The 23,169-nt window shown below is 64.3% G+C and carries 21 protein-coding genes; 16 read left to right on the forward strand and 5 right to left on the reverse strand.

Features of this window, described 5'->3' with window-relative positions; translation table 11 throughout:
* Positions 1 to 35: 35 nt before the first annotated feature.
* Entirely contained in the window at positions 36 to 1,382 is a 1,347-nt protein-coding gene (locus tag IG171_RS04605; protein WP_212130219.1) for a M20 family metallopeptidase, read from the forward strand.
* Here IG171_RS04605 and IG171_RS04610 read toward each other — a convergent pair.
* Positions 1,379 to 2,258, reverse strand: a protein-coding gene (locus IG171_RS04610) for an IS5 family transposase (RefSeq protein WP_212127312.1) whose coding sequence is annotated in 2 segments (ribosomal slippage) — positions 1,379 to 1,900 and positions 1,902 to 2,258 — 879 coding nt in all. Because the reading frame shifts where the segments join, the coding sequence is not laid out codon by codon here. The genes IG171_RS04605 and IG171_RS04610 overlap by 4 nt on opposite strands.
* 96 nt (positions 2,259 to 2,354) lie before the next feature.
* Here IG171_RS04610 and IG171_RS04615 point away from each other — a divergent pair.
* Both IG171_RS04615 and IG171_RS04620 read left to right on the forward strand, forming a co-directional pair.
* Complete coding sequence (locus IG171_RS04615; RefSeq protein ID WP_212130220.1) at positions 2,355 to 3,986, forward strand: AbgT family transporter; 1,632 nt, start codon at positions 2,355 to 2,357, stop codon at positions 3,984 to 3,986.
* A gap of 259 nt (positions 3,987 to 4,245) precedes the next feature.
* Positions 4,246 to 5,571 carry a dicarboxylate/amino acid:cation symporter gene (locus tag IG171_RS04620; RefSeq protein WP_249204060.1) on the forward strand — a complete coding sequence of 442 codons (1,326 nt, stop codon included), beginning with the start codon at positions 4,246 to 4,248 and terminating at the stop codon, positions 5,569 to 5,571.
* 18 nt (positions 5,572 to 5,589) lie between these two features.
* Here IG171_RS04620 and IG171_RS04625 read toward each other — a convergent pair whose 3' ends face one another.
* A complete protein-coding gene (locus IG171_RS04625; protein WP_212130222.1) occupies positions 5,590 to 6,555 on the reverse strand; it encodes an NAD-dependent epimerase/dehydratase family protein in 966 nt (321 codons plus the stop codon).
* A gap of 136 nt (positions 6,556 to 6,691) precedes the next feature.
* Between IG171_RS04625 and IG171_RS04630 the strand changes: the two genes are divergently transcribed.
* Positions 6,692 to 7,381: a TetR/AcrR family transcriptional regulator gene (locus tag IG171_RS04630; protein ID WP_212130225.1), complete on the forward strand. Its 690-nt coding sequence runs from the start codon at positions 6,692 to 6,694 to the stop codon at positions 7,379 to 7,381.
* A 96-nt stretch (positions 7,382 to 7,477) separates the two neighbouring features.
* On the opposite strand, the gene IG171_RS04635 is transcribed toward IG171_RS04630, so the two are convergent.
* A complete protein-coding gene (locus tag IG171_RS04635) occupies positions 7,478 to 7,849 on the reverse strand; it encodes a DUF1844 domain-containing protein (protein ID WP_212130227.1) in 372 nt (123 codons plus the stop codon).
* Between the two features lie 355 nt (positions 7,850 to 8,204).
* Here IG171_RS04635 and infC point away from each other — a divergent pair, with 355 nt between their 5' ends.
* From infC to IG171_RS04670, 7 genes are all read left to right on the forward strand, one after another.
* Entirely contained in the window at positions 8,205 to 8,786 is a 582-nt protein-coding gene (gene infC / locus IG171_RS04640; RefSeq protein ID WP_249204063.1) for a translation initiation factor IF-3, read from the forward strand.
* Positions 8,787 to 8,887: 101 nt separating this feature from the next.
* Positions 8,888 to 9,094, forward strand: a complete 207-nt coding sequence (rpmI, locus tag IG171_RS04645; RefSeq protein WP_209323219.1) for a 50S ribosomal protein L35 — start codon at positions 8,888 to 8,890, stop codon at positions 9,092 to 9,094.
* A 124-nt stretch (positions 9,095 to 9,218) separates the two neighbouring features.
* The gene (rplT, locus tag IG171_RS04650; RefSeq protein WP_039206669.1) at positions 9,219 to 9,608 is read left to right on the forward strand and encodes a 50S ribosomal protein L20; all 390 of its coding nucleotides are present in this window, start codon (positions 9,219 to 9,221) and stop codon (positions 9,606 to 9,608) included.
* A 212-nt stretch (positions 9,609 to 9,820) separates the two neighbouring features.
* The gene (locus IG171_RS04655; RefSeq protein ID WP_212130228.1) at positions 9,821 to 10,642 is read left to right on the forward strand and encodes an RNA methyltransferase; all 822 of its coding nucleotides are present in this window, start codon (positions 9,821 to 9,823) and stop codon (positions 10,640 to 10,642) included.
* 753 nt (positions 10,643 to 11,395) lie between these two features.
* Positions 11,396 to 12,058, forward strand: a complete 663-nt coding sequence (locus tag IG171_RS04660) for a hypothetical protein (protein ID WP_212130229.1) — start codon at positions 11,396 to 11,398, stop codon at positions 12,056 to 12,058.
* A gap of 115 nt (positions 12,059 to 12,173) precedes the next feature.
* Positions 12,174 to 12,833: a pentapeptide repeat-containing protein gene (locus IG171_RS04665; RefSeq protein ID WP_212130230.1), complete on the forward strand. Its 660-nt coding sequence runs from the start codon at positions 12,174 to 12,176 to the stop codon at positions 12,831 to 12,833.
* A gap of 96 nt (positions 12,834 to 12,929) precedes the next feature.
* The gene (locus IG171_RS04670; protein WP_212130231.1) at positions 12,930 to 13,280 is read left to right on the forward strand and encodes an SdpI family protein; all 351 of its coding nucleotides are present in this window, start codon (positions 12,930 to 12,932) and stop codon (positions 13,278 to 13,280) included.
* A gap of 169 nt (positions 13,281 to 13,449) precedes the next feature.
* Here IG171_RS04670 and IG171_RS04675 read toward each other — a convergent pair whose 3' ends face one another.
* Positions 13,450 to 15,081, reverse strand: a complete 1,632-nt coding sequence (locus IG171_RS04675) for an acetolactate synthase large subunit (RefSeq protein WP_212130232.1) — start codon at positions 15,079 to 15,081, stop codon at positions 13,450 to 13,452.
* A gap of 244 nt (positions 15,082 to 15,325) precedes the next feature.
* Here IG171_RS04675 and pheS point away from each other — a divergent pair, with 244 nt between their 5' ends.
* From pheS to IG171_RS04695, 4 genes are all read left to right on the forward strand, one after another.
* On the forward strand, positions 15,326 to 16,369 hold the full coding sequence (gene pheS, locus IG171_RS04680; protein ID WP_212130233.1) for a phenylalanine--tRNA ligase subunit alpha: 1,044 nt from the start codon (positions 15,326 to 15,328) through the stop codon (positions 16,367 to 16,369).
* Between the two features lies 1 nt (position 16,370).
* The gene (gene pheT, locus IG171_RS04685) at positions 16,371 to 18,956 is read left to right on the forward strand and encodes a phenylalanine--tRNA ligase subunit beta (RefSeq protein ID WP_212130234.1); all 2,586 of its coding nucleotides are present in this window, start codon (positions 16,371 to 16,373) and stop codon (positions 18,954 to 18,956) included.
* 10 nt (positions 18,957 to 18,966) lie between these two features.
* Positions 18,967 to 19,848 carry an SDR family oxidoreductase gene (locus IG171_RS04690; protein WP_212130236.1) on the forward strand — a complete coding sequence of 294 codons (882 nt, stop codon included), beginning with the start codon at positions 18,967 to 18,969 and terminating at the stop codon, positions 19,846 to 19,848.
* Positions 19,849 to 19,918: 70 nt separating this feature from the next.
* Positions 19,919 to 20,143, forward strand: a complete 225-nt coding sequence (locus IG171_RS04695) for a hypothetical protein (RefSeq protein ID WP_212130238.1) — start codon at positions 19,919 to 19,921, stop codon at positions 20,141 to 20,143.
* A gap of 56 nt (positions 20,144 to 20,199) precedes the next feature.
* Here the strand turns inward: IG171_RS04695 and IG171_RS04700 are convergent, their stop codons facing one another.
* Complete coding sequence (locus tag IG171_RS04700) at positions 20,200 to 21,141, reverse strand: acyltransferase family protein (protein WP_212130239.1); 942 nt, start codon at positions 21,139 to 21,141, stop codon at positions 20,200 to 20,202.
* 365 nt (positions 21,142 to 21,506) lie between these two features.
* Between IG171_RS04700 and IG171_RS04705 the strand changes: the two genes are divergently transcribed.
* Positions 21,507 to 23,093, forward strand: coding sequence for an IS1634 family transposase (locus IG171_RS04705; protein ID WP_212127892.1), 1,587 nt, complete (start codon positions 21,507 to 21,509; stop codon positions 23,091 to 23,093).
* Positions 23,094 to 23,169 lie beyond the last annotated feature (76 nt).

Here is a 23,169-nt window from a genome sequence, read left to right on the forward strand (position 1 = left end):
GTGTTTGGACCTCATGCCTCCTATGCCTGTCAGTCATGAGCGACCTCCGTGATCTCAGTCACCCCACCGCGCCGGATGAGAGCTATCTCGATGAGATCACGCGTCAGACCCGTGCGCGGGCCCACCGGGCCGCCGACTGGGCCTCCGAGTTCACCGGCGCCCCCGACTCCAGCCGGACGGTGATCGCTGACAGTCTGGAGGCCGCGCAGGGGGAGCTGACCGAGCTGCTGCACACCATCCACTCCCTGGCCGAAACCGCCTACGACGAGCACGACTCCGTCGCCGAGATCGCCTCGGTGCTGGGCGCCCGCGGCATCGACGTCGACACGGGACTGTACGGAGTCGAGACCACTCTGCGAGCGACCACCGGCTCCGGCAACGGCCGCACCATCGCCGTTCTGGCCGAATACGACGCCCTGCCCGAGATCGGCCACGCCTGCGGACACAACATCATCGCCACCGCAGGAGTCGGCGCCTTCCTCGCCCTGCACGCCCTCTATGAGGCCGACCCGGACTCCGTGCCCGGCACCGTCGTGCTGCTGGGCACCCCGGCCGAGGAAGGGCACTCCGGCAAGGAGGTCATGGCCCGCGCCGGCGCCTTCGACGGCCTCGACGCGGCCATCATGGTCCACGGCTACGGCTATGACTGCGCCGACCAGGTGTGGTTAGGCCGTCGCCTGCTGCGGGTCACTTTCTCCGGCATCGCCGCCCACGCCTCGGCGCAGCCGTTCATGGGCCGCAACGCCTTGGACGCGGCCAATCTCTTCTATCAGGGACTCGGCCTGCTGCGGCAGCAGATGCCGCCGATCTCGCGCCTGCATGCCGTGATCACCGATGGAGGCACCCGACCGTCGATCATCACCGAATCCGCCACCGTCCAGTGCTACGTCCGGTCGAAGTTCCCCGAAACGCTCAAGGAGCTCTCCGACCGGGTCGAGGACGCGACCAAGGGCGCGGCGCTGATGACCGGCACCGGGGTCGAGGTCGACTGGGACGAACACCCGCCCTCACTGCCGGTGCGCACGAACTCCGCGCTGACCGCTCGCTGGGCCGAGCACGAGCAGACCCGCGGGCGCTCACCTCTGCCGGGCGGAGTCCTCGACGAATCGATCGCCGCGTCCACGGACTTCGGCAATGTCTCCTACCGGATCCCCGGCATCCACCCCTTGATCAAGACCGCCGACGCCGAGGTGGCCCTGCACACCCGTGAATTCGCCGAAGCCGCGAAGACCCCGGCCGCCGAGACCGCTGCGGCTGATGCGGCCTACGGACTGGCCTGCACAGCGCTGGACTTCCTGACCGACGACGCACTCGCCGCCGAGGTCGTCGATGAGTTCGCCCGCGACGGCGGGGCCATCGACGTCGAGAACTACTTCACCTAGGGCGTGTCTGATAAATGCTGTAACCAAGCGATGACACCGTTGAGCACGACAGCGGCTCGATAGACGACGGCGAGTTTGTCATAGCGAGTGGCCAGTCCTCGCCACTGCTTCAAACGGGCATAACCGCGCTCGATGACATTGCGACCCTTGTACTTGATCGCGTCGAACTTCGGTGGACGGCCACCCTTTGATCCTCGCCGGAGACGATGGCCTTGCTGATCGGACGGTTCGGAGATGACTGCCTCGATCTTCCGCGACCGCAGCAGTGACCGGTTCGCTCTCGATGAGTAGGCCTTGTCGCCAAGGACGGCGTCCGGGCGGGTGCGTCGACCGACCTGAAGGTTGTCCAACAGAGGGGCGAGCATCGGGCTGTCGCCGTCCTGACCAGCGGTGCAGATCGACACCAGCGGCAGCCCGTGGCCATCGACGAGCTGATGAGTCTTTGTCGACAAGCCTCCGCGCGAGCGGCCGAAAGCGTGGTCAGGCGACTCTGTCAGTAGATCCTTGTAATTCGACGAGTCCCTTTTTTACGCGGCTGATGTTCGTCGCGTGTTGATGTGCGCGAGCGATCGTGGAGTCGACTGAGACGGTGAAGTCGACCTTGTCATTCTTTGCCGCGTGGACAGTCAGAGCCTGGTGGATGGCATCCCAGGTGCCGTCGGCGGCGAGGCGGCGGTGCCAGGTCCACACGGTCTGCCATTTGCCGAAGGTCTCGGGCAGATCGCGCCAAGCGATACCGGTGCGGTAGCGGTAGATGATGCCCTCGACCATCTGTCTGGGATCGGAGAACGGGCGGCCTCGTCGGCCGGTCGGTGCCGGGAGGTAGTCGGCGATGAGAGCCCATTGGTCATCAGTGAGTAGTTGGAATCGAGACACGATTCCAGGGTTTCAGAATCCCACCGGGAAATTTATCAGACACGCCCTAGAACCGGCACGATCCGACCTCCACGACCAGAGGAAGAGAGAAGACACATGTCAACTGAGGCAGAGGGCAAGGTCGGCATCGGCCAGCGGCTGTTGGACTGGGTCGAAGACGTCGGGAACAAGCTGCCCGAGCCCTTCACCCTCTTCCTCGGTCTGTTCCTCATCACCGGGCTCGTCTCGACGGCAATGGCGATGGGCGGAGTCTCGGTGACCATTCCCGGCGAGGACGAGACCATCGCCGTCAAGGGACTGTTCACCGGTGAGGGACTGTCGTGGCTGACCACGACACTCGGTGAGAACTACCTCGGGTTCCCGCCCCTGGCCACGGTGCTGCCGATCCTCCTGGCCGTCGGCGTCGCCGAGAAGTCGGGCATGCTCGCCGCGGCCGTGCGCATCGCCTTCGGCAAGAGTCCGCGGTGGCTGCTGCCCTATGCCGTCGGCTTCGTCGGAGTCACCGGCTCGATCATGTCCGACTCCGCGTTCATCATCATCCCGCCCCTGGCCGCCCTCGTGTTCAAGGCCGCCGGCCGCCACCCGATGGTCGGCCTCATCGGCGGATTCGCCGCCACCGGTGCCGGGTATTCGACCTCGATCGTTCCCACCAGCCTCGACGCACTGTTCGCCGGCATCATCACCTCGGTGATGGACACCCTGCCGAATGCCGATTACACCGCGGTCAACCCCATCTCGAACTACTACTTCAACATCGCGGCCTCGATCGTGCTCGCCCTCGTGGCCGGGTTCATCATCGACCGGCTCATCGAACCGAATATGATCCGCCGCGGAGTCCCGCGCGAGTACGCGAACGCCAGCGCCCAGGGGCTGGCGAAGAAGTACCGGGCGGACAACTCCTACGGCGACTCCGAGGGATCGAAGGGCGGCGACGATCAGGCCGGAACCGAGGTCAGGGCCGAACTCGCACCGGAGGAGAAGCACGGACTGATCTGGTCGATGGTCTCGGCCCTGCTGCTGACCGGTCTCATCCTCTTCTCCGTGCTCATCCCGAACTCCCCGTGGCGCAACGAGGACGGCGGCTTCCTGCCCGAATCGCCGCTGCTGTCGTCGATCGTGTTCATCGTCTTCGCCTACTTCATGCTCATGGGCATCGTCTACGGCTTCGTCGTCGGCTCCGTGCGATCGATGAACGACCTGGTGAGAATGATGAGCCAGGCGATCATCGACATGATGTCCTTCCTCATCCTCGCGTTCATCCTCGGCCAGTTCATCGCCCTGTTCAATTGGACGGGCATCGGCTCGTGGATCGCCGTGGCCGGGGCCTCGGGTCTGGAGGCGATCGGTCTGACCGGCTTCGCCGCGGTCATCGGCTTCATGCTCCTGGCCAGCGTGCTCAACCTGTTCATCATCTCCGGTTCGTCCATGTGGTCGCTCATGGCCGCGGTGTTCGTGCCCCTGTTCTCGCTGCTCGGATACGAACCCGCCTTCATCCAAGCCGGTTTCCGCGTCGGCGATTCGGCCACCCAGGTCATCACTCCGCTCAACCCCTACATGGTCGTCCTCCTCGGACTCGTCCGCCGCTACGAACCGGATGCCGGACTGGGCACCGTGATCTCGCGGATGTTCCCGTTCGTCATCCCGTTCTGGATCGCCTGGGCCGCGTTGCTGGCCATCTGGTACTTCTTCGATCTGCCCCTGGGGCCGGGCAACGGGATCTTCCTCTGAGCGGGCTCACAGCGTCTGCGCCACGCCTTCTCGCCGATCGGTGGTGCCGACCCCGGCGGCCGGCCGCCTCGTCGGGTCCTGATCCGAGGCAGGGGTGTACCCGGGCGACAAGTCTCCTATGCTTGTCAGCCATGAGCGATTACCGTGGCCTCAGTCACTCGGGCGTCGCCAGCTCAGGCGAGATCAGTGACTCAACGTGTTCTCGCCTCACAACGAGGTGTGGAGATTCCGAACACGAACGTGTAGGAGAAGAAGACTCATGGCAGACGTGAAACCGGCTTCATCGGAACGCAGATCACCATGGCAGCGCTATTTGGCGTTTCCGCTGATCTGGAAGTTCGCCATAGCGTTGGTGGTCGGCTTGATTGTGGGGCTGATCGTGGGCCCGCCGATCGCTGTGGTGCAGCCCTTGGGCGATCTGTTCCTGCGGCTGCTGCAGATGCTTGTGGTCCCCCTGGTGTTTCTGACGCTGCTCTCCGGGGCCGCGTCTGTCTCCCCGTCCAATCTCGGCCGTGTCGGGGGAAAGGTCTTCGGATACTATTTGGCCACTTCGGCCGTGGCCATCGCTCTGGGACTCGCACTCGCGCTGGTCATCAGCCCGGGCGTGGGACTCGACATGCCGGGGACAGGTGAGACGCCTGAGGAAGCGCCTTCGCTTGTCGACACATTTCTGAACATCGTTCCGGAGAACATAGTCAGCGCGATGGCCGAAGGCAATGTCCTGGCCGTCATCTTCGTCGCTGTCATCGCCGGACTGGCATTGGGGTCCATGCTGTACAGCGACAGTGAATGGATGCGCAGCCTGGCTGAGCCGGTGAAGAAGCTGTCCGATGCCGGGTCGGAGATCATGTTCAAGATCGTGCGGGGCGTGCTTGAGTACGGGCCGATCGGTGTGTTCGCCCTGATCGCGGTCGTCGTCGGCGAGACCGGAGCCGACTCGCTGCTGCCCATGCTCGAACTGACGGTGACCGTCTATCTTGGTGTTGCGCTGATGATCGGCGTGTACATTCTGATTCTTCTGGCTTTCAAGCTCAACGTCAGACGGTTCTTCGGCGCCGCAAAGGAGCCGATGCTGACTGCGTACGTGACTCGTTCCTCGAGCGGAAGCCTGCCGGTGAGCATGCGTGCTGCCGAGAAGCTCGGCATCTCGGAGAGCACCTACGGATTCAGCCTGCCGTTGGGCGCGACGATCAATATGGACGGCACTGCCCTATACGTGGGCGTGTCAGCGATGTTCGTCGCCAATGTCTCCGGGGTTGATCTGTCCTTTGTGCAGATGCTCGAGATCGTGGCCGTCGGGGTGCTGGCTTCGATCGGTACCGCTGGCGTCCCCGGAGCTGGTCTCATCATGTTGTCGCTGGTGATCTCGCAGGCTGGCCTGCCGTTTGCCGCTGTTGCTCTCGTGGCCGGGGTGGATGCGCTGCTCGACATGGTCCGCACCATGTGCAATGTGACGGGCGATCTCACCGGAACCTATATCGTCGCGCGATCAGAAGGCCAGATCGACGATCCCGCGGCAGAGCAGGACCACCGACGCGGTGCCAGAAGCAGCGCTGCAGCCGATAGCACCGAAGGAGATCATTGAGCTGTCGGTTGCGCGGGCTCACAGCATCTGCGCCACGCCTTCTCGCCAATCGGTGGTGCCGACCTCTGCGGCGAGTTCTCCGGGGGCGATGACGCAGGGGGAGTACCAGATCGGGGCGAGCCGATTGAGTTCGAAGAAGGAGCGTTCGGCAACACCGGCTGATCGGGTCACCCAGCGCGGCACCGAGATCGGGCGCTTGGACTTCTGTCCGAGCAGGCTCGAAGTGTGCTCGGCGATCTCACCGAGCGTCGGGTTCGAGGCCGGGGCGATGAGCAGCCGGTGCGTCCCCGCGGGGACGTCCTCGATCAGCTCAGCGGCACGGACCATCGCGGACGCATGATCGGCGATGACGGTGATGCCGTGGGCGACGTCGGTGCGGGCGGGAACCACCGCGCGGCGTCCCTTGGAGATCGGCTCGGTGATGCACATCCGCACGACGGAGGACCACGGTTCGGCGCTGCGGCCCAGCAGGTCGCCGGCGATGACGCTGGCGCTGGCGGCCGAGTGCGCGGCCCGGGCTTCGAGCAGCCGCTTCCGGATCCGTCCCTTGTCCTCGACCGGGGCGAAGGGAGAGGTCTCGGTGATCGGCGTGGCCAGGCCGGCGAAGGCGTAGACGGACTCGGGGAAGACGACCGGGATGCCCCGTTCGGCCGCGGTGTCGAGGACGGCCGCGTCCAGCCGAGGCAGCACCTGCTCCCAGATCCGACTGTCATAGGGCGCGTGGGCGCAGGCGAAGATCGCATCGACCCCGTCGGCGGCCCGGGCCAGCTGGTCCCGGTCGCTCGCATCGGCCTTGATGTGCACGGGGGTGGAGGCCGGCGGTTGGTCGACCGGTGGGGCCGCCTCGGCGGTTCTCGCACCGACCGGGACCGGTTTCCGGCCGCCCGAGCGAGTCGCGATCCGCACGGAGACTCCGACGGCTGACAGCTGAGCTGCGATCTCCGAACCGATCTGGCCATTGCCGATGACGAGTGCGCTTTCCATGGGGTTCCTTCCAGAGGAGGGATGAGATTGATTCGAGAGCGGTGCTCTCGAAAAATCAGCGTAGACCCTCCCGGCCCCCAAAGCAAGAGCGGTGCTCTCGATTGTTATCGCCGATCTCGGTTAGTAGGGTGAAGAGATGACTGATACGACCCCACGGCAGCGCGCCCGCGCCGAAACCGAAGCGCAGATCATCCGCATCGGCAACCGGATGATCGACGAGGACGGGGTCGAAGGACTGTCGCTGCGGGCGATCGCCCGCGAGCTCGGCGTCGTCTCGAGCGCGGTCTACCGCTATGTGAAGAACCGGGACGAACTGCTGACGATCCTCATCCGCGATGCCTTCAACCGGGTCGCCGATGATGTCGATGCCGCACTGGCGAAGGAACGGAGCGTGGTGAGCCTCGCGCTGGCCATGCTCGACTGGTCGAGGCGGTTTTCGAATCGCTGGACGCTCATCTACGGCACGCCGGTGGCCGACTATGAGGCGCCGAGGGAGGAGACCGTCGTGCCGGGCACACGTGTCATGGTCGCTCTCGCGCAGCTGGTCGCAGAGGCAGGAGGCCGTGCCTCCGAGCCCGGACCCGTGCGGCAGCAGACGAGATCCGGTCCGGCGACGCAGGCGTCCGGCTCGGCCCTCACGCCGCTGCGCGAGGGCCTCGAGGAGCTCGGCCTCGACTGCTCGGACGAGACCATCTTGAGGACCGTGACCATCTGGGTCGCCGTCATCGGATTGATCAACGGGCTGCGCTTCGGCCAATTCGGGCCGGGATTCGACGGCCTCGAGGACGAACTCATGCGCGGAGTCATCGGCAGCCTCGGCGAGTGACGGATACGACAGCGGCCCCCGATCGATGATCGGGGGCCGCTGCCAGTGCAGGGATATGGGCCGACACCGTGACGGCGCCGGTGGGGGAGAGCGGGCTCAGCGGACGGGGCCGGTGAACTTCTCTCCGGGGCCTTCGCCCGGTGCATCGGGCAGCTCCGAGGCCTCGCGGAAGGCCAGCTGCAGACTGCGCAGCCCATCGCGCAGCGGGCGGGCGTGGTGGTCGCCGATCACGGTGGAGGCGCCGGTGACGAATCCGGCGAGTGCGGTGATGAGCTTGCGGGCCTCGTCGAGGTCCTTGAGGTCGGAGCCGGGGCCCTCGGGGGTGTCCTCGGCCAGGCCGCATTTGATGGCGGCGGCGGACATGAGATGGACGGCGCTGGAGGTGATGACCTCGACGGCGGGCACCTCGGCGATGTCGCGCGTGACTTCGGCCATCGCCTCGGCGGGAACGGAATCTTCAGAACTCATGCCATAAGCTTGACATATGAATCGATCCGTCGATCACTTCAGGGCCCCGATGTGCGGAGAGTCATGAAGAGTAGTACACTGGTAATCGGTGCGAAGCGGAGTCTGACTCCCACCTTGATCGCGAAGAGCGATCGGGTCCAAAGATCTGCCCCGTCGGATACGTGTCCGAACGCGGACCGGATCGAGGTGTATCACTGACGGCGTACGGTGCTCCGTACTGTTCATGTGTGCAGGCTCCCTTGGCATGTGTGTCAACGGGAGCCTTTTTCGTTGTCACGACCACATTTGAGCAAAAAGGAGTGAACACATCAGCGAGACGCGCATCAATGACCGGATTCGGGTTCCCGAGGTTCGGTTGGTCGGACCCAATGGTGAACAGGTCGGTATCGTTGCCATTCGCAAGGCACTCGATCTCGCCAGCGAGGCAGATCTCGATCTCGTCGAGGTAGCACCGCAGGCGAAGCCACCCGTAGCCAAGCTCATGGACTACGGAAAGTACAAGTACGAATCTGCTCAGAAGGCCAGGGAAGCCCGGAAGAACCAGGCGAACACCGCGCTCAAGGAGATTCGTTTCCGTCTCAAGATCGACGAACACGATTATGAGACGAAGAAGGGCCATGTCACCCGCTTCCTCGAAGGCGGCGACAAGGTCAAGGTCATGATCATGTTCCGTGGCCGTGAGCAGTCCCGCCCCGAGATGGGCATCAAACTGCTCAACCGCCTGGCCGAAGATGTGTCGGACCTCGGCACCGTCGAGTCCTCCCCGCGAGTCGACGGACGCAACATGGTGATGGTCATCGCCCCACTGAAGTCGAAGTCTGACGCCAAAGCGGAGGCCCGGAAGGCATCAGCCGGTGCCAAGGGCAAGTCCGCCGAGGTGAAGTCCCGTCGCGATCGGGTCGCTGCAGAGAAGAACGCAGCTCGCCCGGACGCGTGAGAAGTTAGTCAACGTCGCGTTCCAGACCTTCCGCGGTCTGTGCGTGTGAAGTAGTTGCCGGCGGTTGACGCCGGCGACGAATTGCAAAGGAGAACGGCACCATGCCGAAGCAGAAGACGAACAGCAGCGCCAAGAAGCGCATGCGCGTGACCGGCACTGGCAAGATCATGCGCGAAGGCGTGAACAACCAGCACAAGTTCGAGGGCAAGACCTCGGCGCGCAAGCGCCGCGTGGCCACCGACCAGGAAATCACCGGCGGCGATCGCGCCAAGGCCCGTAAGCTTCTGGGCAAGCTCAAGGGCAGGTGAGACCCCTCCACGGGTCTTCGTCCCGGGCAGATTCCGGGATCCTCGGGCAGCCGACATCGGCTCCCACAGCTTGAACCAGAGTCCGGCACCGCCGGCAGATAAGAATTCTTCGAAGGAGTAACACGTGGCACGTGTGAAGAGAGCGGTCAACGCTCACAAGAAGCGCCGGGTCATCCTCGACCGGGCAAGCGGCTACCGCGGACAGCGCTCGCGCCTGTACCGTAAGGCCAAGGAACAGGTCATCCATTCGCTGGTCTACAGCTACCGTGACCGTCGCAAGCGCAAGGGTGACTTCCGTCGCCTCTGGATCCAGCGCATCAACGCCGGCGCCCGCGCCAACGGCATGACCTACAACCGTTTCATCCAGGGCCTCAAGGCCGCCGGTGTCGAGGTCGACCGTCGCATGCTCGCCGAGCTCGCCGTCAACGATTCGGCCACCTTCGCGCACCTGGTCAAGGTCGCCAAGGAAGCTCTTCCTGCTGACGTCAACGCAGCGAAGACCGACGCCGCCTGAGCAGCGTCATCTCAAGACTTCGGTCACGACGTGACTGACCGGTCACCTCGGTGACTGCCAACGGCCCCGAACTTCCGGTTCGGGGCCGTTGAGTCTGTTCGGGGGTATGATGCCGTTCGGCGGCTCTGACACCGATCGGAGACTCTGACACCGATCGGCGGCCGTCGCTCCATCTCATACTCCAACTGACACGGATCGAGAACTCGGGTTCCATGAAACTTCCAGACGTCATCTCCTCGCCGGATTCGAAGCGGATCAAGAATGCGGCCAAGCTGCTCAAGCGCCGTGACCGCAGACTCACGGGCCAGTTCCTCGTCGAAGGCCCCCAGGCCGTCCGGGAGGCGCTGGATAGTACAGGCTCCATCGTCGAACTCTTCATCACCGAGGAGGCCGCCGAGGCGCATCCCGAATTCGTCGCGGAGGCGAAAGCTGCCCGGATCCGCTGGAACATCGCCACCGCCGAGGTGCTCACCGAACTCGCGACGACCGTGAACTCCCAAGGTGTGGTGGCCGTCTGCAAGGCCCTCGATGTGGAGCTGACCTCGGTGGTGAATCGCGAGGCGCAGCTGATTGTTGTTCTGTCCCAGGTGCGTGATCCCGGCAATGCCGGCACGATCATCCGTCTGGCCGACGCCGCCGGGGCAGATGCCGTGGTGCTCACCTCGTCATCGGTCGATGTCTACAACGACAAGACCGTGCGCGCGACCGCTGGGTCGCTCTTCCACATTCCCGTGGTCACCGGGGTGGGACTGTCCGAGGTGACCGAACTCGCCCGCGCCCGTGGCCTGCAGGTGCTCGCCGCCGATGCCAACGATGTGGCTCACGACCTCCACCATCCTTGGGACACCGGCCTGGACCTCACCGCCCGAACCGCATGGGTGTTCGGCAACGAGGCATGGGGGATGAGTTCGACGGACCTCGACCTGTGCGATGCGTCCGTGGCTGTGCCGATCTACGGGGGAGCCGAAAGCCTCAACCTCGGCACAGCTGCCGGTGTGTGCATCTACGAGAGTGCGCGCAATCAGCGGATGTGATGCGGCATCGCTGCCCTTGGCCAGGTTCTTCGGCTCACTCATCGCTGAGGCCGAAGAACGCGCCTCCAACGACATGTTCTTCACCCGGACCGATAAGTGAGCTCGGGTCCGGCCCGCGGTTCGACCGTTCTGCGCAGGCGTGCAGTGCTCGTCTACGCAAGGCGCGACGCTGTCGATCCGGCGTCTGGGCGACCGAGGATGGTGCGCGGCCCGAGATTCCGGACCCTGTGCGCATGAGTGGCCGATTGTCCACAGGCCGAATTCCCGCCATTGCCACGGCGACCTGCACCTCGCCATGCTGGGTGTATGCACGCATGTGTCTCCGCTGCACAGCTCAGGGTTGCCGGCTGGTCGACGTATCAGATCGGTCAGGCACTGACATGCTGTCTGGAAAGGGTGCGCCGAGGCGTCTACGTGGTCACAGCGAAATGCTCCAACCCGGACCACGAGTTCACCGCTGCCTTGGCATCCGGCGAGAACGTGCGCCTTCCTCAAGAGACGACGGGCATGCGGAAGCAGGCTGAGGATCTGAGCATCAGGGCGCGCTCATATGTGGGGCGGCTGCCTCCAGGCGCTGTTCTCTCACACCGGAGTGCGCTCATCGCCCATGGGTTGCCGATACCGTACTTCGACCGCAACGACGGTCTCACTGTCGAGGCCGTCCACCCGAGCCGCGGGAGTCGACGGAAGAACCTCTTCATTCGGTACAGAGACCTCTCCTCCGACGCGTTCATCGTATTGGACGGGTGCCCTGTGACAACGGTTCATCAGACCCTGCTCGATGTCGCCCGTGACTACCCGCTCGCATTCGCCGTTGCCGTCGTCGACGCGGCAATTCGGAGATCTGTGGTGACGGCGAAGTCCTTCCGGGCCTATTGCGAGGCGAACCCCGTGCGGACTCGTCAGCGCAGAATCGCTGCTGTCATCGACAATATCGACGAGCTGCGAGAGTCCATCGGTGAGTCGATCTGCGCGGTAAGATTCGTCGAGCACTCGATTTCAGGATTCGAACCGCAGGTCACCATCCTCGACGAACGAGGGAACTTCGTTGCGCGCACAGACTTCGCAAATGAGTCCGACAAGGTCATCGCCGAGTTCGACGGAGCGGGCAAGTACTACATCGACGGCACCGACCCGAAAACGGCATTCGAGCTCGAGAGACGTCGCGAGTACCAGCTGCGCAATCTCGGCTACACGGTCTTCCGCGTCAAGTGGTCGGACCTCTTCGCCGCCGATCTGTTCCTCCGCATCAAAGCGACGATAGCGAATCGGCGCAGCGCCCAGGGGTGTACTCGTCTAGGGCAGCGGCCTCGTGTGCCTCACTCACCAGTTGGCTCGAAAAACCCGTCGCCAACGACGCGTTCTTCGAATCAACCGGTAAGTGAACCGCCCGCCCGCGAAGGCCACTCACGCTGAAAACATCGGCGAGCCCTCATGCTGCTTCCCCTGGCGGCTGACATCGAGCGCTGACCGTGATCGTTGAGCCGAGGCGCCAGAGTGCAATGACACCGGCCCCCGATACGGTGGGCTCATGACCACTGAGACCCCGCGCCCACCGAAGCTGGACCTCGGTCGGCTGACTCCCGGCTTCCTCGGCGATATCGTTCCCGAGGAGTTCCTCGAAGGGATGGACTTCGCCGATCTCGACCTCACCGAGGCCTCTTCCACCCAGGCCACGTTCCTCGACTGTGCGTTGACTCGGGTGAACTTCGGCGAGGCCGAGGCGCCCGTGGACCTCACCGGAGTCCGTTTCACAGGTACACGTGTCGAGGGCTGCCGGGCCGATACGTGGGCGATGCCGCGAGGCAATCTCACCCACACCGAGATCGCCGGTACCAGGATCGGGGCCGGAGTCGTCCACGACAGCGTGTGGGAGAGAGTCCTGTTCGAGAACTGCCGCATCTCCTATCTCAATCTGCGCGGGGCGAAACTCGCCGACGTCGAATTCCGCGACTGCGTCATCGATGAGATCGACCTCGACCGCGCCAAGGCCAGCCGAGTCTCATTTCCGGACAGCACAGTCGGTGTTCTCCAATGCGAGGAGGCGACCTTGGGCAATGTCGATCTGCGCGGGCTGCAGCCGCACAGGATCTCCGGCGTCCACTCACTGCGTGGGGCGACGATCGATGAGATGCAGCTGATGCTCTTCGCCGAGCTCTTCGCCCGAGAACTCGGCGTCACGGTCGAATGAACGCCGCTGGGGCAGCTCTCACGCCGGTGAGGGCCGGAGCTGCGGGGAGACGCACCCGACCCGATACACGGCCGTTGAAATAAGGAGACAGCACGAATGTTCTACCCGCCGATGATCGGGTACCTGGTCGTCACAGCAGTCTGCGTTGTCCTCGTCATGTATCAGCGCAGAAAGCCGATCGTCAGAAACTCTGTCGTCGGCATACGAACCCGATACACGCTGATGTCCGAGGCCGCATGGCAAGCAGGTCAACGAGCGGGAAGTCCCTATCTCATCGCCATGGCTGCTATCGGTCTCAGCCATGCTGTGGCACTCTTCGGCGTTGAACTGGCGAATGCTACGCGCATCGGGCACGTGGCCTCTGTGCTCGGGTGGGTGCTCATCATCATCTGTGCTGTGCTTGCCGTACGAGCGGCAAATGCTGCAGCGAGAACAGCCGGTCCCTGAAACTCACCCTGCCGACAGTGACGCGTTCCTGCCGGTCGTACAGCACCGCGCCACCACCGGGCGGCGATGGCACTGCCGAGCGTCGGCGTCACCGCCGGACGGCAACAGCCCTGCGAGTGACCGCCTCACCGCCGGACGACGGCACGCAACACGTTGTCAGCCCCGGCCGTCACCGCCGCCCGAGCTCGTCGATGAGCACCCGCTTGTTCTCCGAATTGTCGATGGGCGCGACGACCACGTGGACCCCACCGGCCTCGAAGGCTGATGACAGCACCGCATTCATCTCGCTCACATCCGACAGCCGGTGTCCGGTCGCGCCATAGGACTCGGCGTATTTGACGAAGTCCGGGTTGCCGAAGGTCAGACCGTAGTCGGGCATGCCGTCGGATTCCTGCTTCCACCGGATCATGCCCAGCGTATAGTCCTCGAGGATGAGCACGACGAGGTCGAGGCCCAACCGCACCGCCGTCTCCATCTCCTGACTGTTCATCATGAACCCGCCGTCGCCGACGACAGCCATGACCCGACGCTCCGGATGCGTCAGCTTCGCCCCGATCGCCGAGGGCAGGCCGGCACCCATGGTCGCCAGAGCATTGTCGAGCAGCAGGGTGTTGGCCCGGGTGGTGCGGTAGTTGCGGGCGAACCAGATCTTGTACATGCCGTTGTCCAGGGTCACGATCCCGTCGACGGGCATGACATCACGGACTTCCTGAACGATCCGCTGCGGGATGAACCGGTGGGCATCGGCGCCTTCGTGGATCTTGACGAGGATGTCCTCCCGCATCGGCAGCAGCGCCTCCGCATTGGTCACCGGACCGCCGAGCGCCTCGGCGAGGTCGTCCAAGGCCGGGCCCAGCGCCCCGATGACCTCGAACTGCGGGAAGTACACCTGCTCGACCACTGCCGAACGGTAGCCGATGTGGACGACGGTGGGCCCGTTCCCGTCCATGGTGAACGGTGGTTTCTCCGTCGTGTCGTGGCCGATGGTGACGATGACATCGGCCTCCTCGATCGCGTCGTGGATATAGTCCCGGTCGGTCAGCGCCGCCGTGCCCAGATAGAGATCCGAGGACCCGGACACCGAGCCCTTGCCCATCTGCGTGGTGAAGTAGGGGATGCGCATCCCGGAGACGAAGTTCGACAGACTGTCGCTGCATTCGGACCGCGAGGCGTCGGCGCCGAGCATGAGCAGCGGCCGCTTCGCCTCCCGGATGACGTTGGCGGCGTTCGCAATCGCCGTGTCCGCCGCGATCGGCCGTCCGTTCGTGTGCGGTTCGATGAGTTCGAATCCGTCGACGGTCAGGCCGGCGATGTCCTCGGGCAGTTCGAGATGGACCGGCCCGGGTCGTTCGGACTGGGCGACGCGGAAGGCGTCCCTGACCATCGTCGGAATCATCGCCGCCGAGGTGATCTGCTTGCTCTCCTTCGTCAGCGGATCCATCGTCGCGACCGTGTTGACCATCTGGAACGCCGCCTGCTCGGCCGTGCGGATGCCCTTCTGCCCGGTGATCATGATCACCGGCATCCCACCGAGGTGGGCGTACGCGGCCCCGGTCGCGAGGTTGAGCGCGCCCGGGCCCAGCGTCGTCAGACACACTCCGGGCCGACCGGTCAGACGCCCGTAGGTGGCGGCCATGAACGCGGCGGCCTGCTCGTGGCGAGTGAGGACGAACTCTATCGACGACTGGCGCACGGAATCGAGGAAATCGATGTTCTCCTCGCCGGGAATGCCGAAGATGCGCTCGACGCCCTCGTTCTCCAAGGCTCTGACCATGACATCGGATGCACGTTGTGTCGTCATATGCCCGACACTACCGCCCATTCGACGCAGGATATATGACCTCGCCCACACCGAGGCGGCCCCACCCGTCCAGCCGCACCCACCTGGTCGAGCCATCCGCACCCACCTCGTCGAGCCAGCCACACCCAGGTCGCCGAGGCGGCCGAATTCATCCCGCGGACACTGCCCCGAAGGCGACCACCGGAGACGATAGACTGACGACGATGAGACATTCGGTCCACACGACACGGACAGAAGGACATAGATGACAGATCAGCTCGACCCCTTGGACGAGTCCGCCGTGAAGCAGGCCGTCGACGCGGCCCTGGCAGCTTTCGCGGACGCCCACAGCCTCGACGAACTCAAACAGGCGAAGATCGACCACACCGGTGACAAGTCCCCGCTGGCCCTGGCCAACAGGGCCATCGGCGGACTCGACAAGGCCGATAAGGCCACCGCCGGCAAGATCGTCGGCAAGTCCAGGGGTCAGGTCAAGCAGGCCCTCGACGCCCGTCAGGCCGAGCTCGAAGCCGAACGCGACGCCGCAGTACTGATCGAAGAGGCCATCGACGTCACCCTGCCCACGGGCCGGAGACAGCTCGGCGCTCGCCACCCGCTGAGCCTCATCCAGGAGCAGGCCGCCGACTACTTCATCGGCCTCGGCTGGGAGGTCGCCGAAGGACCGGAGATCGAATCCGAGTGGCTGAACTTCGACGCACTCAACTTCGGGCCCGACCACCCGGCCCGCCAGATGCAGGACACCTTCTTCGTCGACCCCGCCGAGGCCGGCCTCGTCCTGCGCACCCACACCTCCCCGGTGCAGTCGCGCTCGCTGCTCGAACGCGGTGTCCCGCTCTACGTCGTGTGCCCGGGCAAGACCTTCCGCACCGATGAGCTCGACGCCACCCACACTCCGGTCTTCCACCAGATCGAGGGCATCGCCATCGACAAGGGCCTGACCATGGCCAACCTGCAGGGCACCCTCGACGGCTTCGCCCGTGAGATGTTCGGGCCCGAGTCGAAGACCCGTCTGCGTCCGAGCTTCTTCCCGTTCACCGAACCGAGCGCGGAGATGGACTTTTGGTTCCCCAACAAGGTCGGCGGCCCCGGCTGGATCGAATGGGGCGGCTGCGGCATGGTCCACCCCAATGTGCTGCGCGCCGCCGGCATCGACCCCGAGGTCTACCAGGGCTTCGCGTTCGGCATGGGCATCGAGCGCACCCTGATGCTGCGCGAGGGAATCAACGATATGCACGACATGGTCGAAGGCGATGTGCGCTTCTCGGCCCGTTTCGGAATGAAGGCTTGATATGCGCGTCCCACTGAACTGGCTGGCCGACTACGCCGATCTCCCGGCCGATACGGATCCCCATGCCCTCGCCGCCGAATTCGCCGGCGTCGGACTCGAAGAAGAGGACTTCTTCGGTCCCGAGGTCACCGGCCCCCTCGTCGTCGGCCGCGTGCTTGATCTGGTCAAGGAAGAGCACTCGAACGGCAAGACCATCAGCTGGTGCCGCGTCGATGTCGGGCCCCAGCACAACGAGGCTCTCGACGATCCGAAGGACCCGCAGCCCGGCCCCGAGGTGCCCAGCCGCGGCATCATCTGCGGCGCGCACAACTTCGTGCCCGGCGACCTCATCGTCGCCTGCCTGCCCGGAGCCGTCCTGCCCGGAGATTTCGCCATCTCCGCCCGCAAGACCTACGGTCACACCTCCGACGGGATGATCTGCTCGGCCAAGGAGCTCGGCCTCGGCGAGGACCACACCGGCATCATCGTGCTGTCCGATCTCGGCCTGACCGGTGAGCCCGGCGACGACGCGATCGCCCTGCTCGGCCTCGACCAGGTCACCCTCGACGTCAACGTCACCCCCGACCGCGGCTACCAGCTGTCCATGCGCGGCATCGCCCGCGAATATGCGCAGATGAAGGGCCAGACCTTCACCGATATCGGCAGCGACACCGTCGCCGAGGTGAACGCGCCGACCGATGACGGCTTCCCCGTCGTGATCGACGACGCCAACCCCATCCACGAGGTGCCCGGCTGCGACCGGTTCACCGCCCTGCAGGTCACCGGTCTCGACCCGCATGCGAAGACCCCGTTCTGGATGCAGCGGCGCCTGCAGCAGGCGGGCATGCGCCCGATCAGCCTGACCGTCGACGTGTCGAACTACGTCATGCTCGAACTCGGCCAGCCCCTGCACGCCTATGACACCGCGCTGCTCGGTGAGGAGATCGTCGTCCGCCGCGCCGAGGCGGGGGAGAAGTTCACGACCCTCGACGACGTCGAGCGGACCCTGAGCCCCGAGGACCTGCTCATCACCGACCGCGGTGCCGGCCCCAGCGGAAAGGGCGGGAAGATCATCGGCCTGGCCGGCGTCATGGGAGGCGCCGACGTCGAAGTCAGCGAGACCACCACCGACGTCGTCATCGAGGCCGCGCACTTCGACCCGATCTCCATCGCCCGGACCTCGCGCCGCCACCGGCTGTCCTCGGAGGCCTCGCGTCGCTTCGAACGCGGCGTCGACCCGAACCTCGGACCCGTGGCCGCACGCCGATGCGCTGATCTGCTCGTCGAACTCGGCGGAGGAACGCTCAGCCCGGCGACCACGCAGATCGGGCAGGCTCCCGAACCGACCGTCATCGAACTGCCCGTCGAACGCGTGTCATCGCTTGTCGGCATCGACTACTCGATCGCCGAGGTGACCGGACTGCTCGAGAGCATCGGGGCCGGCGTCGAGATCGTCGCCCAGGGTCGGCTGGCCGTGACCGTGCCCAGTTGGCGCACCGACATCACCGATGACGTCGACCTCATCGAGGAAGTCGCCCGCACCGGCGGCTACGACCGGATCCCGTCCGTCCAGCCCGCCGCGCGGGCCGGCAGCGGCCTGACTCAGGCGCAGAGGACGCGGCGCAGGGTGTCGAACCTGCTGGCCGCCGACGGGTTCACCGAGGTGCTGTCGTCCCCGTTCACGAACGTTAAGCGTGATGACCAGCTGCGCCTGGAGGCCGATGATGTGCGCCGTGAGCACATCCGTCTGGCCAACCCGATGTCCGAGGACCTGCCGCTCATGCGCACCACCCTGCTGTCGACGCTCGTCGACCTCGTGGTGCGCAACCTCGGCCGCGGGGCCAAGGACGTCGCGCTCTTCGAGGCCGGACTCGTGTCCACCTCGGCGGGTCTGCCCTCCGGTCCCGGCCCGCGTCACCTGCCCGGCTACCATCCCAGCGATGAGGAGCTCGAGGCCATCTACGCCTCGGTGCCGCACCAGCCCTACCACTACGCGGGCATCATCGCCGGCAATGCGGAGCTGCCCGGTGTCTGGGGCAAGGGTCGCAGGGCCGAAGCCGCCGATGTCATCGACACGGTCCGTCGGATCGCGAAGACGAACGGACTCGAGGTCACGGTCGAAGCCGACCAGATCGCCCCCTGGCATCCGGGACGGTCCGCGAAGTTCCTCCTCGCCGACGGGCAGGTCCTCGGCCATGCCGGTGAGCTCCACCCGAAGGTGTGCGAGAACCTCGCCCTGCCGTCGCGCACGGTCGCCTTCGAGATCGACCTCGACGCGCTGCTGGCTCAGGAGGACCTGCGGTCCTGGAGTGGATCCCTGTCGACCTACCCGGTCTCGCGTCAGGACGTCGCGCTCATCGTCGATGCCGAACTGCCCACGCAGACTCTGGCCGCGACGCTGCGCGAGGGTGCGGGGGAGGAGCTCGAGCTGCTCGAGACCTTCGACCTCTACACCGGTGACCAGCTGCCCGAGGGCAAGAAGTCCCTGGCGTTCCGTCTGACCTTCCGAGCCCCGGACCGCACGCTCAAGGCCGATGAGGCCTCGGCGATGCGGGAGGCGGCGACGAAGCTGGCCGCCGAGCGTCACGGTGCCGAAGTCCGAAGCTGAGGAGTAGACGATGAGTGAGAAGCTGCCCTACGGAACCACCCTGCCGACCGGGGAAACCGCGCCTGAGGCGACGGCGGTGCCGGCAGAGACGATCGCCGTGATCACCGGAGGTGCCCGCGGCATCGGCCGGTACCTGTCCGAGGCGTTCGCTTCGGCCGGGTACCACGTCGTCGTCACGGCGACCGCGACCGAACGCGCCGAGCGGGCAGCGGCCGAGATCGTCGACGCCACCGGGGCAGCGGCGACCGGGGTCGGGCTGCGCACCGACGACATCGACTCGGTGAAGTCCTTCCGTGAGGCAGTCGGCGCCCTCGAGGCTGACACGGGCCGGCGCCTGCAGGTGCTCATCAACAACGCCGGCCGCATCGAGTCGACCGAGGGCGCGCTGTGGGAGGCCGACCCGGAGAGCATCAAGGGCGTCGTCGACGCCAATGTGCTCGGGGTGGCCCTCATGGTCAATGCCCTCGCACCCGTGCTCATCTCCGCCGCCGAGGCGACCGGTCGTCCCAGCCGGATCATCGACCTCAACTCGGGATCCGGTGCGAAGGGCACTCCTGCCTACGCCGTGTACTCGGCATCGAAGGCCTCCCTGTTCCGGCTCGCCGATTCCGTCGTCCACTTCGGGCACGACAAGGGGCTGCGGATCTTCGAGATGGCGCCCGGAGTCGTCGAGACCGCGATGACGAAGTCGATGCCCGTCCACGACTTCCGCACCGGCGACGACTGGACTTCGCCCGCACAGGTCACCGACCTTGCTCTTGCGCTGGCTTCGGGGACCCTGGATGCGTTCACCGGGCGGTACGTCCGTGCCGGGGCGGACTCAGAGGAGTCACTGCTCGACGAGGCGGCCGGTGGTCTGACAGAGAAGAGCCGCCGGCTCGTGCTCGGCTGAGGTCTCGTGGCCCCGGGCCCGCGAAGAGCGCGTCCCCGGCCTGGTTTCACCGCTGGGTGAGGAAGCCAGTGTGATCCGCACTCTGCTCATCGACAACGCCGATTCTTTCACGCTCAACCTCTTCCACCTCCTCGCTGAGGTGATCGCCGGAGATCCGGTCCTCGTCTTGGGCGTGTGTCTCAGGCTCGAGCAGCTGCGCGGCGTCGCCCTGGGCTTCCGCAACCGGAGCAACTGCTCCATCCGGTCCCTGCTCCACGCTGGCGGCCTCGCTGCTCTTCTACAACCCTCTTTATGAAGAGCCGCAAATGTCCGCTGTGATGTCTACAGTGCCTCGTAACAACCAGGACCATCCTATTCGCCGTCGGACCGCCGGACCATCTGCTTGCTGGGCCAAACAAAAAGGGTTGTGCTTTTGAGCGGAATGAGTGAAATAGGTATCAGCAAGCCAGCAAATAAGAGAGCGGCGACATTTGCCCACACCTGCTCAATTCCGAATGTATGGAGCAAGCGTGCCGCGATGGTGATAGTTATGAGGTTGGTCAAATATACAACTATCGACCCGCGTCCCACCCATTCCAGAAACGAAGACCGAGGGAGTCTCGGCGCGAGCCAGACAAGCCCGAGAATGCAGGAGATGACTGCGGGAAAACTGAAAAGGCTGAACTCAGTGCGGAGGTTCCAGTCGAACGCAGCGATCAACGCCCACACACCAGCAAAGCACAAGAGGAGTGCAGGCAGTGGCCATGACAAGCCTTGCCAAGCAGAAGCTCTCGACGCGAGTACAGCGCCTGCAAAGAAGAATATGGCGAACCACAGGTATCGCTCAAGATGAGTCTGTTGGGCGAAGTGCGCGAATACTAGCAATGGTATCAACCACGCCGCGAAAGGTATGCAGCGGCCTAGTGGCGCGACCGCATAGTACGCGATCAGGACGGCGAGGAACCATAGATGATGCAGACCCGTCAACAAAACTTCTGGCCTGTGAATCCAGTGTATCTCCCAGAGCAAAACGATGGTGATTGCGGTCCAGAGAATGAAAGGCCATACAAGGGATTTCACTTTCCCCATCACATAGCGTTTCGGCCTCTTCTTCAACGAAGCCGGGAGAAAGAGGCCTGAGAGGAAGAAGAGGAGTGGCATACGAAACGGGCGGATCGAATTGCCGGCAAGAATCACGAATTTCGGAGTTTCCGGAACCCGCTCCGCCAGGGGCGCCTGGATATGAACTGCAGCGACAAGAAGCACCGCTAGCCCTCGCAGCATATCTATCCAGCCTACGCGCACGTTGGACATCGAGTCCTTGACTCCCCTCAAATGTCATTAGTCGCATATTGTTCTCGTAAAGCGTATGCGACTATGGCTTGATTGCAGCCTGTCATCTATTCAGGTTTTAACAGCACCAGATGTGCACTCGGTTAAATGTATCAGGCCAAGGTGTGTTGAATTCGCCAGACACACCGGTCAGTACTGTTGCAGTCGGCTAGGGCGAGAAAGCTTGTTTAGGGGTTAATCGTAAAGAGGGGTGCAGCAGACCAGCCGGTCCTCCAGCCTGACTTCCACAACTAGGCGCTGATTTCGCGATTCCGTTCGTGTTTGTGCTGGTCACAAGGCCGGGAATTCTGTTGGTGGGACACTAATTGGCTGTCTACGATGGGGCTATGTCGCCTCGTCTGCGGAAAGTCACCACCGGGTCCGGGGCCACAGCCGTGCAGATCGTGCGCAAACACCGTGGGAAAGTCACCGTCCTTGAACACCTCGGATCCGCTCATACAGAAGCAGAACTAGCGGCTCTGCTCGCTGCCGGCGAAGAAGGGCTCGCCGACTACGGGGCGGCCGAACAACTCGAACTTGAGCTGGGCCTACCTACCGATGCTGCCGTGCCACCGCGGGCCCGAACTGTGGTGGGATCACGGTCTTCCGTCCTCATCGATGCCATCGCCGAGTCGTGGAAGAGACTCGGTTTCGACGAGGTGGTCAACGACAACGCCTTCTTTCACCTCGTGCTGGCACGGCTGGTTGAGCCGACATCGAAAGCCGACAGTCTCCGTGTCCTTGCCGAGCTCGGTATCGAGCCACCGCACCACAACACGTTCCTCAACTGTCTGGTTCGGGCCAACGAACGCGACTACCGGGACAAGATCGCCGAGAAATGCTTCGCCCACAGCATCGCCACCACCGGCATCAGTCTGCTGCTGTATGACGTCACGACACTGTATTTCGAGGCTGAGAAGGAAGATTCTCTGCGTCAGGTCGGGTACTCCAAAGAACGCCGCGTGGACCCGCAGATCGTTGTTGGACTCCTCGTCGATCGGACCGGATTCCCGTTAGAGATCGGCTGCTTCGAAGGATCGAAAGCAGAGACCCACACGCTCATTCCCGTGATCAAAGCCTTCCAAGAACGCCACCAGGTGACAGACATGGTCGTCGCCGCCGACGCCGGAATGCTGTCGGCAAAGAACCTCAAAGAACTCGATGACGCTGGGCTGCGGTTCATCGTCGGGTCGAGGCAGACGAAAGCTCCACACGATCTGGCGACGCATTTTCGGTGGAATGGTGAGTACGCCGAGGACGGGCAGATCATCGACACGATCACCCCGAAAGGAACCAAGCGGCTTGATCCTGAGCGGGTGAAGAAGAGACGCGAACCCGTCTGGTCAGCGAAAGAGCATCCTCATGCGTGGCGAGTGGTGTGGCAGTACCGGCGCAAACGGGCGATGCGTGATGAGCAGACGCTGAACCTGCAGCGCAACCGGGCATTGGCGATCATCGACGGTGACAAGCCGGCGAAGAAGGCTCGGTTCGTCAAGGTCACTGATGAGGAGAAAGCCTTCGATGAGAAGGCTTATGAGCGGGCGATGAAGCTGACAGGGTTCAAAGGCTACGTGACGAACATTCCCGTCGGGACCATGCCTGCGGCCGAGGTCATCGGCAGCTATCACGACCTGTGGCATGTCGAGCAGTCTTTCCGGATGTCGAAGACCGACCTACGAGCCAGGCCGATCTTCCACCGCACCAGAGATGCGATCGAGGCGCACTTGACAGTCGTGTTCACCGCGTTGGCCATATCGAGGTTCATGCAGGACACGACTGGGGCGTCGCTGAAGAAGATCATCACATCGTTGCGGCCGCTGCGGGAGTTCACCGGCCGCGTGGGTGGGCAGGACATCACCTTCGACCCAGAGGTCACCGGGGAAGCGAGAAAAATCGCGGGTGAGCTACTGCCGGACCGTTTTGCGGGGCACTAAAGTTGTGGAACTCAGGCGAGAAAGCTTGTTTAGGGGTTAATCGTAAAGAGGGGTGCAGCAGACCAGCCGGTCCTCC

It is taken from the genome of Brevibacterium sp. SMBL_HHYL_HB1, assembly GCF_018208375.1.
GTDB lineage: Bacteria > Actinomycetota > Actinomycetes > Actinomycetales > Brevibacteriaceae > Brevibacterium > Brevibacterium intestinavium.